The following is a 14,190-nucleotide window of genomic DNA, read 5'->3' as shown; positions in this document are numbered from 1 at the left end:
AAAGGCTTGGACTATGATTGAAGTGAACCAAAAAAAAGACTTGCATTCATGCAAGTCCAATCATTGTATATTTTTATTCATTTGTTTAATTGCTGCTTTCTCTAAGCGCGACACTTGCGCTTGAGAAATTCCAATCTCTTCGGCAACTTCCATTTGTGTTTTTCCTTGGAAAAACCTTTTTGTTAAAATAAGTTTTTCCCTTTCATTCAGGCGTCTCATCCCTTCTTTAAGCGCAATTTCTTCGATCCACTGAAGATCTTTGCTCTTTTCATCACTTAATTGATCCATTACATAGATTGGATCCCCGCCATCGTTATAGATTGGTTCAAATAGTGAAACCGGATCTTGAATGGCATCTAATGCAAAGACAATTTCTTCATGGGGAACGTCTAATTCCTTCGCAATATCTTCGGCTGTCGGCTCTCTTGATGTCATACCCATTAATCTTTCTCTTACTTGTAATGCCTTATAAGCGATATCCCTTAAAGACCTTGAAACACGAATAGGATTATTATCACGCAAATAACGGCGTATTTCTCCAATTATCATTGGTACAGCATATGTTGAAAATTTCACGTTTTGACTTAAATCGAAGTTATCAATAGATTTCATCAAGCCAATACAGCCAACCTGGAATAGATCATCTACATATTCCCCTCTGTTGTTGAACCGCTGAATTACACTAAGTACGAGACGTAAGTTGCCATTAACAAGTTTCTCTCTTGCACTAATGTCCCCACTTTGCATTTCACGGAACAATTTGCGCATTTCTTCATTCTTCAATACTGGAAGCTTTGATGTGTCTACACCACAAATTTCTACTTTATTTCGCGTCATTCTTTCCCTCCTAATTTAGAGGTTGCTGTACAAGTAAAGTATCTCCGGAAGAGGGAAATTTATGCACTTCGTTTAAAGTGAAATGTAGACCAAATTTTCAGACCATTTTATTGAATTCTTTCCGTAAACGTTTAATAATTCGTTTTTCAAGGCGCGAAATGTAGGACTGGGATATACCAAGCATATCAGCTACATCCTTCTGTGTTTTTTCCTCCCCGCCCATTAAGCCAAACCTTAACTCCATAATTTGTTTTTCTCGATCATTTAATTGCTCCAATGATTTTAATAGTAAATTTCGGTCAATGCTTGCATCCAAATCCTTTGTAATAATGTCTTCCTCTGTCCCTAACACGTCAGATAGCAATAATTCATTTCCATCCCAATCAATATTGAGTGGCTCATCGAAGGATACTTCTGAACGAATTTTATTATTTCTCCGTAAATACATAAGAATCTCATTCTCAATACATCTTGACGCATATGTAGCAAGCTTTATTTTTTTCTCAGGATTAAATGTATTTACAGCTTTAATTAAGCCAATCGTGCCAATACTGATTAAATCCTCAATATTGATACCAGTATTTTCGAATTTTCTCGCTATATAAACGACTAATCGCAGGTTTCTTTCAATCAATATGGACTTGGCAGCCTTATCCCCCGTCGGTAATTTTTCCAATAAATGCTCTTCCTCTTCTTTTGATAAGGGTGGTGGCAATGCCTCTTTACCGCCAATATAATATATTTCATCTGCTTTTAATCCAAATTTCATTAATAGTTTGTACCACATAAGTGTAAGTTTGATCTTAATTGTTCTCAATTTCCTTCCCCCCAGTATGTTGTTATGCAGAAATATTTGTCTTTGTAAGCATCTTCGGATGGATGATGCATTCGTAATCCCCGTTAGAAGACAGAATCGTATGGCTTAACCCAATTAATACTTTTTTCACTGTAATTTCTTTTTCATTGATCATAATCACTACTTGATCTGGTCTAATTGCAAGTAAAAATTGATGTTCCTGGCCCACAGCCCGGTATGGAACAATCCGAATACGATTGGCCCAACTTGGATCGATTGTACTAAAATCGAGCATTTCGGGATTTTGGGATTGCTGAATGAGCGCTGCCGGAAAACATGATGCGCACCTTTGTATTTCTAGAATCATAACAGGAGTTTGTGTGATTGGATCATATAGTTGATTACCACTATCAATAAGTCCCTTTAAACCCATGGAATCCTCACCAATTTTAACTTGAACCCTGACCAGTTGTTCAAAGTTAATCTTAGTCATCTCAATTTCTTCTATGTTGTACTTTGAAAAATACCAAACCAGCGGAAAACCAATTAATACCGTTAACCAGCTCACCGGGTCACCAAATCCACTTGATTGTGTCATGAGTGCGCCATTTATGAATGCGATATCTGTTTGAAAAAAATAGTGTAACCCGAGCATTCCTCCTCCGACCATAAATGTAATAAAATAAAAAGTTAGGAGATTTTTAATAAAGTAACGAAATTTCAGGAATCCAAATACCGAATATACAATAAGTATAGAATAGAGCAGTTTCATAACAGGATGTGATGTAATTGCCACATACGGCGTAAAATAAAAAAGAATGATCGATGACCCTATTAATGCTCCTAAAAATATGCGCCACTTCTTTACCTTTCGTTTTAAAATTATAGCAGTTAAAAATAATAAGAATGAATCAAAGAAAAAGTTTAATAACCATATAACGTCCAGATAAATGGTCAATAATTTTCCCCTTTCAAATTGTAAGTACTATGAAACTAGTATATAGCACATCCTCTTTGGAAGTCTGTCATACTTTGACGTCTCTAACATAGAGTTTTTGACATGTTTTTTAGATTATTGTCGAGATAGGAGGTGGAAGCGCCCGTTCAGCGAAGTTTACGAGTCGCTGGGTGCTGGAGCTAGACTGCGGAATGCATATAAAAAAAGCACATACCTTTTAGGTACATGCTTTTCTTTGGTCAATTTTAATGTTAGCGATGACGGTTGCGGTTTCGTAAAAATGTAGGAATATCTAAAGTATCCTCTGCACTAAATTGACCAGCATTATTTAGATGTGGCTGCTCTGGTTGAACAGGCTCCTCTTTTCTTGCCATATTACGATTTGGAACGACACTTGGACGATTTCCAATCATACTTGGGCGGCTTGCTTGAATAGGTTTATTACCTACAGTTTCTTTAAAGCCTGTAGCAATAACAGTTACAACAATTTCATCCTTTAAGTTCTCATTAATGACAGAACCGAAAATCATATTGACTTCTTCATCGGATGCAGTCGCAACAATATCAGCAGCTTCTTGAACTTCATACAAGCTTAGATTCATACCACCGGTTATGTTCATTAGAACACCTTGTGCACCATCGATAGATGTTTCCAGAAGTGGGCTTGAAATCGCTTTTTTAGCTGCCTCAGCAGCACGGTTTTCTCCAGTAGCAATACCGATACCCATAAGTGCAGACCCTTGATTTGACATAATTGTTTTAACATCTGCAAAGTCAAGGTTAATTAGGCCTGGTACAGCAATTAAATCAGAAATACCTTGTACACCTTGACGAAGTACATTATCGGCTTCACGGAAGGCTTCCAGCATTGGTGTGTTTTTATCCACAATTTCTAACAATCTATCATTAGGGATTACAATTAAAGTATCAACATTTTCCTTAAATGATGCAATTCCACTTGCAGCTTGGGTCGAACGCTTACGTCCTTCAAAAGTAAACGGGCGGGTTACAACCCCTACTGTTAATGCTCCTAATTCCTTGGAAATTTGAGCTATAACTGGTGCTGCACCTGTACCTGTACCACCACCCATACCGGCAGTAACAAACACCATATCTGCACCCTTAAGTGCTTCCTCAATTTGCTCGCGGCTTTCTTCAGCTGCTTTTTTTCCAACTTCAGGATTAGCCCCAGCGCCAAGACCTCTAGTTAGCTTCGTGCCAATTTGTAGTTTAATTTCTGCTTTGGAAAGATTTAAAGCTTGTGCATCCGTATTAACCGCAATAAATTCTACTCCTTGCACCCCATGTTCAATCATACGGTTAACAGCGTTGCTGCCGCCGCCGCCGACACCGATTACTTTTATAGAGGCTAGACTATCCATATGTGTATCAAATTGCAACATCATAAAATCCTCCTAAATATCCAAATTGCCATTCAAAGATCCTCATTCAAAAAAGGATTTAAATAATTCTTTCGCTTTCTTTACCACATCAGTATTATTCTTTTTCGGTTTCTTTACAACATGTTGTGTTCTTTTTTGTGGTCGATCAGATTCTTGATTTGAAACTGCAGCGGCAACTTCAGCACCTTGAAGTCTTGCATTTCGATATGCGAATTGGATCAATCCAACACTAGTTGTATATATAGGATCCCGAACGCCGATATAATCAGGTTTAGCAATTCGCAGATTATGTTGTAGAACAAGCTGTGCCAGCTCCAACAGACCTGGTAAATTTGCAACTCCGCCTGTAAATACATAGCCTCCTGGTAAATCCCTATACCCTAATTTTTTTATGGTATCTTGTACCATGAGAAGGATTTCTTCTAATCTAGCTTCGATTATATCAGAAAGGTCAAGTTGGCTATATTGTTCCTGCTTATCGCTGCCGATAACAGGCAATGAGAAAACTTCATCTTCTGATGCGTGATCGTAAAAAGCATATCCGTGCTTTATTTTGATTCTCTCAGCTTCTTCTGTTGAAGTTCTAAGACCGATGGAAATATCATTTGTCATATGATCCCCACCAATAGGAAGTACGGTTGTCACCTGCAAATGTCCATGTTCAAATATAGAAACAGTAGTTTGTCCACCACCAATATCAACAAGAGCCACTCCGATATTTTTTTCATCTCTTGAAAGCGCGATTGCACCTGTTGCCAAAGGCTGCAAACAAATATCAGTAATTTTAAGACCTGCTTTTTCCACACACCTTAATAAGTTATGTAATACCGTTCTTGATCCTGTAACAATTGTTCCCTCGACTTCTAATCGTACACCGATCATGCCACGTGGGTCATTAATGCCATCTAACCCATCAACGATAAACTGGTGTGGGACCACACCGATGATTTCCCTTTCAGGTGGTATTGAAATGACTTGAGCAGCATCAATTACACGGGCAATATCCTCGTTGCCAATTTCCCTGTTCTCACTTGAGACTGCCACAACCCCATGACATGGTATCAGCTGTACATGATTACCGGCAACTCCTACTACTACATGATTAATATCCATTCCCACCATACGTTCTGCTTGTTCGACAGCCTTCTTAATGGATTGTACGGTTTCATCTATATCAACAATAGATCCTTTTTTTATGCCTACAGATTTTACATTACCCACACCTATAATGTTTAAAGAATCACTAGAAACTTCTGCAATGATTACCTTAACATTGGATGTACCGATGTCTAGACTTACAATAATTTCACTGTTGTTCATACTTTGGCACCTCCTTTAAGTTACTCCTATTCATTTAGTATTGTTGTTTTTTAAGTTTTGTTTGATTGATCTGTTAAAAAATTGCTCAACATTAAAATTATTCAACACGAACGACTATTTCCCTTTAATAATATAGGAATTTTTTCTATTTTTCTCGTGATGTTGACCATTTCGACAAAAGTAGTCTTCTGATCACCGCAATGTTTTGGAATAAGCGAACCCCAAAAGCGAAGACAGCGGCTAAGTATAAGTCTACACCAAGATGAACACCTAGAAAAGACAAACTTGCAGCAAGTAAAATATTGGAGAAAAAACCACTAACAAACACTTTATCATCATAAGTATTTTGCAAATGTGCCCGTATTCCACCAAACAAAGTGTCTAGTGCCGCTAATACTGCAATCGAGAGATAGTTTGAGTATTCATCAGGTATGCGTATATCAGTTAGTAAACCTAAAAAAATACCAAGCAACAAACCTAATACCGGTAACCACATTTAACTGTTCCCCTTTTCTAAATTAACAGGTTCAACAGGTTGCATATACTTATTTCTTAAAACCTCATCATAAGCAGGTAATGTAACCTCTTGTTGTAATGTTGATGTTAATTCCAAATTTTCTAATGCAAAAAATTCATCGACAATTTGCGAAACCTGCATTTGATTATGCAGTTTTTCTGCATTCTCGGCAATGACCTTAATTTCAATTGGCAAAGGGCCAAGTGGAGTGTTATTTATATAAGTTTTACCATTTACATCACGGATTGGGGATGTAACAATAATTCTTTCATCGTCAACCGAAACAGCCAATGCTTTATATCGGTATAGTTCATTGATTAGTCGAATGAGCAGATCAGGCGGCACAGTTTGATATGGTTCTCCGATCATGGATTGGTTAAATGATGGACTAATTTTGATTAAAATTCCAGAGCCTTTTTGCTCAGTTAGTCCAATTTTCTTCTTCAATTCTTCCAGTTGTTCCGTTATTCCCTCATATTTACTGTTATAGGGGGCTTCTTCATATTTCCTTAATGTGTCTTCCTTTGTTCTGATCTCTTTATACAGCTCCGTAATCAGCCGCTGCTCATGCTCAATATCTTCACGAATTTCCCATATATCTCTTGTATCCCGGACAACTGGTTCTTTAATTGTTTGAAATTGAATGGCCATCATAAAACCTAATATAGTTGTTATTAAAGCTAGTGTTACTTTACTCTTGCTCCTCATTCTTTTCTATCACCCTTCATTACACAGCAACCTGACAATCCTTTAAAATTAACTTTCTTTCGCTTCAAAATATGGATCAAAAATTAGTTCACCTTTTTTTTCTATTTTCACTTCAATATTATCCATGACAAGCTGATCCCGAACCCCATGTAGAATAACTAAGGAGCTATATAACACTTCCGGGTCACCAATGGCAGAAATAACAAAAGGAGCGTTATATTCATTGCCATCAACGCTTATTACAGGCCCAATACAGGCTATATAACTATTTTGGACGAGCCTTTGCCCATTTATGGCAATTGCTTTTGCGCCTGCGGTCCGGAGCTCGTTGATTACTTTATGAACATGTCCTTCATGAACAATATAATTATTGGCGTTGTCCTCTAACTTAACATAAGAGGCATCCGTTAAGGTTACAGTTACTCCGGGCCCCTTTACTTGAACTTCTCCAGCAAACATACGCAGCTTTTCAATGTCTTCAACCAACGTTTTAAAAGACTTTTCCTGCTGCGCAAAGTTGGCCTCAATTTCACGCACACTTTGTTGTTTTTCCGTTAATTCCTGTTGCAGCCTTTTTGTTGTTTCTTCTAATCTTATTAATTTTTCGCGATACTCAAATTCTCTTTGCCATTGCTTCCCTTCAGCCACTGTGCCGGTGTGACTGTTCGTAAATTGATAGGAGAACGAAATTAAAAAACCTAAAACGATAGCCACAAAAGAAAGAACGACATGTTTACCGTTCACCTTCAATATTTTCATCCCCCTCATTTTTATATGCCTTAAAATAAGAACCGACTTCAAGGTGGATGACTCCAAATTGCTCATCAGTCAATTGTTCTTTGATCATCGGATAATTTTTAATTTTTTCTGAAAAGCCACGAATTGTAGCACTGACCTCTTGTCCATCATTCATAAACAATGTAATGTGAAGCGGGTCGCTATCCTCCGGAGTAAGATGGATTTCGGAAACCCGATTGAGTATGCTGTCCGGCACATGACGAAGCTGTGCTGCCATTTCCTGAAGCTCCTCACTCTGTGCCCAATTTATTAATAACGGTGCATCCGCAGGAATATTTTCCAACTTATCCTTTTCAAGGATTTTCCCTGTTTCTAAAATTGGATAATAGGATGTACCATCAATTAAGTAAGCTACTCTAGTATTTTCCCTCACAACTATCTGTATTTGATTAGGCAATTTCCGTGTGACCTCAACCTTCGATATTTCATCATGCTCATTAATCTTTTTAGCAATTGCAGAAGGGTCAATTTTCCAAAAGCTTGTCCCTTTTTCAATACCACTAGCGTTAATGATCGCCTCATCTGATACATGGATATTTCCTAATACATGGATAGTCTGAATTTTACTTAAAGGGGATTGAAAATAAAGTATGAAGATAACTAGTACAAAGAATAAAGATATATATGTTATAAACCTTTTGTTTGCTTTTTGTTTTCGCTGCTCTTTTAATTTCGGTATACGGTCTTCGATATCAATAACTTTATTATTTTTCATCCAAAAATCCCCCATACTGCTCTAATACCATAGACAATACAATCAAATGCGCCTCAGCGTATTTGCGAAGGCGCATTTGATTTGGTTCTATTATAACAAAAGTTAACATGTTTTTGTTATTATTTCTGCTTAGTTTTTGCCAATTATTTCAACCTCAGTTTTCATTTCTACACCAAACTTTTCCATAATCACGTTCTGGATGTGTTTGATTAAAGCTAATACATCACTAGCTGTAGCACTTCCCGTGTTAACGATAAAGTTACCATGCAATTCAGATACTTTTGCGCCGCCAATTTGATAACCTTTTAAACCTGCTTTTTCTACTAGCTGACCAGCATAATTCGGTAACGGATTGCGAAAAATACTTCCGGCACAAGGATAATTATAAGGCTGAGTTTCACGACGATAATCTTTATTTTTTTGCATTTCATGAACGATTGTAGCCTTATCCCCTTCCTTTAGTTGAAAAACGGCTTCTACTACGATTCCCGGTCTTATCTTTTGTAACACCGAGGTACGATAAGAATAGTTCATTTCCTCATTTGAAAGCCATTCACAGCTCCCATCTTGAAAAACAATAAGCGCCTTAGCGAGGATTTTGGAAATATCGGACCCGTGTGCACCGGCATTCATATAAACTGCGCCGCCAACGGATCCGGGAATACCTCCTGCAAATTCAAAGCCAGATAGTCCCTTTTTACTGATTGTGGTAGCTAATGAAACAAGTGAGTAACCACCGCCCACACGAACCTCGGTTCCAGTTACCTCTAGGTGATTCAATCCTTCTCCTAGTTTTAAGACGACTCCACGTATCCCTTCATCAAGTACAAGTAAATTAGATCCACGCCCAATTGGTGTAATGGGAATTCCCTCTTCATGAATGATTTTTATAGCATTAATTACGCTTTCTACATTCTTAGGTTCTACAAAGAGATCGGCAGGGCCTCCAATTTTCATTGTTGTGTGATTTTTTAATGGTTCATTTAATAAAACCTTGCCAACATTAGCTTCTTCCAGCTTCTTTTTCAGTTTTTCCATATTGCCCCTCCTTTCAGTTGTATTAGTTTATGATACGTAGGCTTGACACGTACGAAGCAAGTCATTTGATTAATTGTTCCATTACGGCATACAGTTTATTAGCAGCCGTTGGGATCCCCAATCGGGCAGAGGATTGTTTCATTTGCATCAACGTTTCTTCGTTTAAAAGGACATGATCTATATCCCGTAATAGAGTGATGCCATTCATTTCTTTTTCCAATCTTACAATAGCTGCCCCGTTATCACCAAGTGCACGTGCATTTTTTTCTTGATGATTATTCGTAACATAGGGGCTTGGGATCAAAATGCTTGGGATTCCAAGTGCAGTAATTTCTGCTAAAGTTGTTGCACCAGCCCTTGCCACAATTAAATCAACCCCAGCTAGAACCTCGGGCATGTTATGTAGAAAAGGCTTAATGATAACATTGTCCGGGTTTCCTACTTTGTTAACTTCCTTTAATACATTTTCGTAATGAACGTCGCCGGTCACATATAATACTTGATAACTTTTTTCGCGAACTTTTGGCAATACTTCAATAAAGGCGTCGTTTATTGGCTTCGCCCCCCTACTGCCACCTACAATTAAGACGACTTTTTTCGTTGGATCAAGACCAACTGATCTTTTTCCTATATTCCCATCATTACCGATAACCTCGGATGCCCTTGGATTTCCGGTTAATATCGTTTTTTCTTTAGGAAAATATTGACCAGCCTCTTCGAAACAAAGAGCTACTTTATCAACATATTTGCTCAAAAATTTATTTGTTAAACCTGGAACACTGTTTTGTTCATGAATGATCGTAGGTATGTTAAGCTTTGCTGCGGCATAGACTACTGGTCCGCATACATAGCCGCCAGTTCCTAGCACTATATCAGGCTTAAATTCCTTGATATACTTTTTACTTAAAGATGTTCCTTTTAGAAATCGCATGATCGTTTTAATATTTTCGAACGACAATTTCCTTTTAAACCCGGTAATTTCAATTGATTTAAACGGAATATTTTCCCGTTCTACAATTGATTTCTCTAAACCTTTTTCCGTTCCGATATATAAAAATTCAGCGTCCGGTTGATGTTTTTTAATCTCTTTAATAAATGCAATTGCCGGATATATATGACCACCTGTACCTCCGCCACTCACTAAAATTCTCATGGTCATCCCCCTTATTAGAAAAGCACAAGCGCCTTGCTCATCGCCGTACAAACTGGAGGGCACAACGACAGCGATAAAGGAAACTTGAATTGCGTTAGCAATTCTTAGTTGACTTATCGTAGGGAGAAGACCTGAAGTTTGCGAGGCGATAGGCGCTGGAGCTAGACAATGTTTTAAAAAAAGATAACCCTGTTTTCACAGGGTTTTAGCTTCTTATATTACATCTAAAAATGAATAGAATGTCAATCATTATAAAGTCACAAATACGATGAATAAAGTTAGTACCTGGCGTACCGGCTAATGTTTAAGAGCACGCCAACCGCCATTAACATTAACGTTAATGATGACCCACCATAGCTTAAAAATGGAAGTGTGATACCTGTTACCGGCATTAGCCCAGTTACAACCCCAATATTAATGCTCACTTGAATAGCAATCATCGCAATAATGCCTATTCCCAAAAAACTTCCAAATAAATCCGGGGCCCCAAGCGCAATTCTAACACCACGCCATAATAGTAAACTAAAAAGCAAGATTACAAAGGTACCTCCGATAAACCCCAGTTCCTCCGCCAATATCGAAAAAATAAAGTCGGTTTGTGGTTCAGGTAAATAATAATGCTTTTGCCTGCTCTGACCGAGTCCAATTCCAAGCAGTCCGCCGGGACCGATCGCGTACAAGGATTGGATAATTTGAAACCCGCTTCCTAAAGGATCCTGCCATGGGTCAAGGAAAGCGGTAATCCGTTTAATTCGATATGGTGCTGAAGCAATCAAGGCTACAAAACCGAGAACTCCTAGTAACCCTAAGCCCATAAAATGACTAATCTTTGCTCCAGCTACATAAATCATGACAACACAGGTTCCAACCATCACAACGCCTGTACCTAAATCAGGCTGCAACATAATTAGACCAAATGCTAAAAAAACTAATGATAAAGAAGGAACTAAGCCTTTACGAAAAGATGTGATAAGCTTTTGATTTTCCGATAAGAATTTCGCTAAAAATGCGATCATCGCTATCTTCATAAACTCTGAAGGTTGGATCGAAAAAGCTCCTATTCCCAGCCAGCTGCGTGCTCCTCCACGAACAAGCCCAACCCCGGGAATCAAGACAACAATTAGTAACAAGAAACATATGAGTAAGATAACTTTAGACCACGTTCGCCATGTCCAATAATCAACATTCATAATGGCAAACATTGCAATAACCCCGACTCCTGCAAATAATAGCTGTCTTTTTGCAAAAAAGAAGGAATCATCAAACTTGAAATTGGCCCAAACAGCACTTGCACTATAAACCATAATCATCCCTACAGCTAAAAGGGACAAAGTAGCAAGAATAAGAATAAAATCAGGCGGGGATTTTTTATTCTGCAACTTTCCGACACCTCAATCGCTTTTTTCTATGCAGTAAATTCTAATCAAATGCGCCTTGGCGTATTTGCGCCCAGCGGATATTTTCGAGCTGTCATGCTCGAAAAACTACCTCTGAAAATCTGAGGCATCCGCCGGAGGCTTTACCTTTATTCATCTGAATGAAGGTAATGGACTAGTCTACTTTAAGTTTATGCACAGATTCTACAAACATGTCTCCCCGCTGTTCAAATGTTTTGAACTGATCCCAGCTGGCACATGCAGGTGATAATAATATGACGTCACCTTCACTAGACATATCATAGGCTGCTATTACTGCCTTTTCCACATTATCGACACGTTTTAAGAGATTAATCCCCGCTTCTCTTGCCGCATCCAAAATTTTATCAGCTGTTTGTCCAAAAGCAATGACGCCCTTTACTTTCTTTAAACTTGGAATTAATTCATCAAAGCTATTCCCACGGTCCAAACCGCCTGCAAGTAATAGGATTGGTTCAGAGAAAGCTGCAATAGCCGTTTGGGTTGCTAATATATTTGTCGCTTTTGAATCATTAAAAATTTTCCGCCCATTTATCGTTTCTATATATTGTAAACGATGCTTAACACCAGTAAAAGTTTGCAAAACCCTTCTAATCGCCTCATTTGAAACTCCGTAAAGCTTGACTGCAGCAATAGTCGCTAAAATATTTTCTAAATTATGTCGGCCGGGTAATACGATGTCGACAATATCGATAATTGGCTCATTTTTAAAAATGATTTGTCCGTTTTTAATATAGGCACCATTTTCGCTTTTCCTTGTCAAAGAAAACGGGACAATCGTTGCATTGGCATCATTCGCCAACTCCATCACAAACGGATCATCGGCATTCACAACCGCATAATCTTGTTTGGTTTGGTTTTTAAAAATATTCGCTTTTGCTTTTCCGTATTCTTCTTTTGTACCGTGATAGTCTAAATGAGCGTTAAAGATGTTTAATAAAACTGAAATTCTAGGTTTGAAGTATCTCGTGCCCATCAACTGAAAAGATGAAAGCTCCATCACAAGCACTTCGGCCTTAGTTGTTTTTGCGGCTACTTCACAGGCAACGGTTCCGATATTCCCTGAAATAAGCGGATATTTTTGACCTTCCTTTAATATTTCATAGATTAATGTTGTCGTCGTCGTCTTTCCATTAGAACCGGTTATTCCGATAATTTCCGCTTCGGAAATATGATAAGCGATTTCCACTTCAGTAATAATCGGAATAGATTTTTCCTGTGCTTTTTGTAGAACTGGATTACTATATGGAATTCCAGGATTCTTTACAACTAAATCAAAAGGGCGTTCCAGTATATCGGGCGGATGACCACCTCCAATTACTTCAATATTTAAGTTGTGAAGTTCTTGAATTTCAGGACTGTCGTCTATCGGCTTTTGGTCATTTACTGTAACTTTCGCACCTAATTGTGTTAAAATCCTTGCTGCTGCAAAACCGCTTTTTGCTAAACCTAATACTAATATGCTTTTATCTTTATACTCTATTGTTGTTTTCAATTAAATCCACACCTCTAAATAAATTCCGATACATGCAAACAAAAGCCCGATAAACCAAAAAGTTGTAACAACACGCCATTCTGACCAACCAACTAGCTCGTAATGATGATGTAAAGGGCTCATTTTGAATACCCGTTTTCCTGTTGTTTTAAATGATATTACTTGTATAATAACCGATAATGTTTCAATTACAAAAACACCGCCAATCATGACAAGCAGTACTTCCAATTTTAAGAGGATTGCAACCGCAGCGATCGCTCCCCCGAGTGCCAAGGACCCGGTATCTCCCATAAATACCTTGGCCGGATGGGCATTAAACACTAAGAAACCTAGTACGGATCCTACGACCGCAACTGAAAAAATAGCGACTTCATATTGGGATGCATTCCAAGCCAAAATAGCAAATGCTCCGAAGGAAATAGCAGCTGTTCCAGCTAATAATCCATCAAGACCGTCTGTTAAATTTACCGCATTAGATGCACCTACAAGCATAAAAATAAGCAGAATGATATAAGTCCATCCAATATCAATCGAAAATTCTGTTCCAGGAATCTTAATATATGTAGAAAATCCCATTTTGTTTAAAAAATAAAAGAAAATAATAGCAACCACTAGCTGCCCCAACAGCTTTTGTTTGGAGGTTAATCCAAGATTTCTTTTCATCACAACTTTAATAAAATCATCGAGAAAACCGATAACCCCATATCCCAACGTTACAAACAGGAGTAAATAAGTTTCCATTGTAGGAGTTGAAAACTTACCTGTCATCACTAAAGTTGTAACCATAATTGAAACTAAAATCATCACACCGCCCATTGTCGGTGTTCCAGATTTTTTCTGATGAGATTTCGGCCCTTCTTTACGAATACTTTGCCCGAATTTCAAGCGACGTAAAAATGGTATCATAATTGGCGATAATAGAGCAGCAATTAGAAAAGCCATTATAATCGTCATCAACATACTTCGTTCAAGCATCCCAAAGCCCCCTTTCTTCTGTTAGAAAAAATTCTTTATAGGGTGTCAGACTCCTTCCGAAG

The 14,190-nt window shown here is 38.0% G+C and carries 14 protein-coding genes; all 14 read right to left on the bottom strand.

All coding sequences use genetic code 11. The features are described 5' to 3' along the window. Nucleotides 1-60: 60 nt before the first annotated feature. The 14 genes from sigG to mraY all read right to left on the bottom strand — a co-directional run bounded on the left by sigG (nt 61) and on the right by mraY (nt 14,128). The gene (gene sigG, locus P9E47_RS12300) at nt 61-837 is read right to left on the bottom strand and encodes an RNA polymerase sporulation sigma factor SigG (RefSeq protein WP_003333417.1); all 777 of its coding nucleotides are present in this window, start codon (nt 835-837) and stop codon (nt 61-63) included. Nucleotides 838-934: 97 nt separating this feature from the next. Next, nucleotides 935-1,654 (bottom strand): RNA polymerase sporulation sigma factor SigE, encoded by a 720-nt coding sequence (sigE, locus tag P9E47_RS12295; RefSeq protein WP_035195641.1) that lies wholly within the window; start codon nt 1,652-1,654, stop codon nt 935-937. A gap of 22 nt (nt 1,655-1,676) precedes the next feature. Further along, a complete protein-coding gene (gene spoIIGA, locus P9E47_RS12290) occupies nt 1,677-2,591 on the bottom strand; it encodes a sigma-E processing peptidase SpoIIGA (RefSeq protein WP_326163558.1) in 915 nt (304 codons plus the stop codon). 251 nt (nt 2,592-2,842) lie between these two features. Further along, a complete protein-coding gene (ftsZ, locus tag P9E47_RS12285; protein ID WP_003333420.1) occupies nt 2,843-3,994 on the bottom strand; it encodes a cell division protein FtsZ in 1,152 nt (383 codons plus the stop codon). A gap of 42 nt (nt 3,995-4,036) precedes the next feature. Continuing rightward, the gene (gene ftsA / locus P9E47_RS12280; protein WP_003333422.1) at nt 4,037-5,314 is read right to left on the bottom strand and encodes a cell division protein FtsA; all 1,278 of its coding nucleotides are present in this window, start codon (nt 5,312-5,314) and stop codon (nt 4,037-4,039) included. Between the two features lie 145 nt (nt 5,315-5,459). Beyond that, complete coding sequence (locus P9E47_RS12275) at nt 5,460-5,810, bottom strand: small basic family protein (protein WP_003333423.1); 351 nt, start codon at nt 5,808-5,810, stop codon at nt 5,460-5,462. Beyond that, the gene (locus P9E47_RS12270) at nt 5,811-6,539 is read right to left on the bottom strand and encodes a DUF881 domain-containing protein (RefSeq protein ID WP_003333424.1); all 729 of its coding nucleotides are present in this window, start codon (nt 6,537-6,539) and stop codon (nt 5,811-5,813) included. Nucleotides 6,540-6,587: 48 nt separating this feature from the next. After that, on the bottom strand, nt 6,588-7,289 hold the full coding sequence (locus tag P9E47_RS12265) for a DUF881 domain-containing protein (protein WP_003333425.1): 702 nt from the start codon (nt 7,287-7,289) through the stop codon (nt 6,588-6,590). Continuing rightward, complete coding sequence (locus P9E47_RS12260) at nt 7,273-8,052, bottom strand: cell division protein FtsQ/DivIB (RefSeq protein ID WP_003333426.1); 780 nt, start codon at nt 8,050-8,052, stop codon at nt 7,273-7,275. Before P9E47_RS12260 ends, P9E47_RS12265 begins: the two co-directional genes overlap by 17 nt. Nucleotides 8,053-8,181: 129 nt before the next feature. After that, nucleotides 8,182-9,090, bottom strand: a complete 909-nt coding sequence (gene murB, locus P9E47_RS12255) for a UDP-N-acetylmuramate dehydrogenase (RefSeq protein ID WP_326151923.1) — start codon at nt 9,088-9,090, stop codon at nt 8,182-8,184. Nucleotides 9,091-9,151: 61 nt separating this feature from the next. Then, a complete protein-coding gene (gene murG, locus P9E47_RS12250) occupies nt 9,152-10,243 on the bottom strand; it encodes an undecaprenyldiphospho-muramoylpentapeptide beta-N-acetylglucosaminyltransferase (protein WP_003333428.1) in 1,092 nt (363 codons plus the stop codon). A gap of 278 nt (nt 10,244-10,521) precedes the next feature. After that, complete coding sequence (gene spoVE / locus P9E47_RS12245; protein WP_003332736.1) at nt 10,522-11,622, bottom strand: stage V sporulation protein E; 1,101 nt, start codon at nt 11,620-11,622, stop codon at nt 10,522-10,524. Between the two features lie 172 nt (nt 11,623-11,794). Beyond that, on the bottom strand, nt 11,795-13,153 hold the full coding sequence (murD, locus tag P9E47_RS12240) for a UDP-N-acetylmuramoyl-L-alanine--D-glutamate ligase (protein WP_326163557.1): 1,359 nt from the start codon (nt 13,151-13,153) through the stop codon (nt 11,795-11,797). Beyond that, complete coding sequence (gene mraY, locus P9E47_RS12235) at nt 13,154-14,128, bottom strand: phospho-N-acetylmuramoyl-pentapeptide-transferase (RefSeq protein WP_003332734.1); 975 nt, start codon at nt 14,126-14,128, stop codon at nt 13,154-13,156. Between the last annotated feature and the right edge of the window lie 62 nt (nt 14,129-14,190).

Source organism: Schinkia azotoformans (assembly GCF_035811335.1).
GTDB lineage: Bacteria > Bacillota > Bacilli > Bacillales > Bacillaceae_J > Schinkia > Schinkia azotoformans.
Note: the sequence above shows the minus strand (reverse complement) of the source record. Positions and strands in the feature narration are given on the sequence as shown.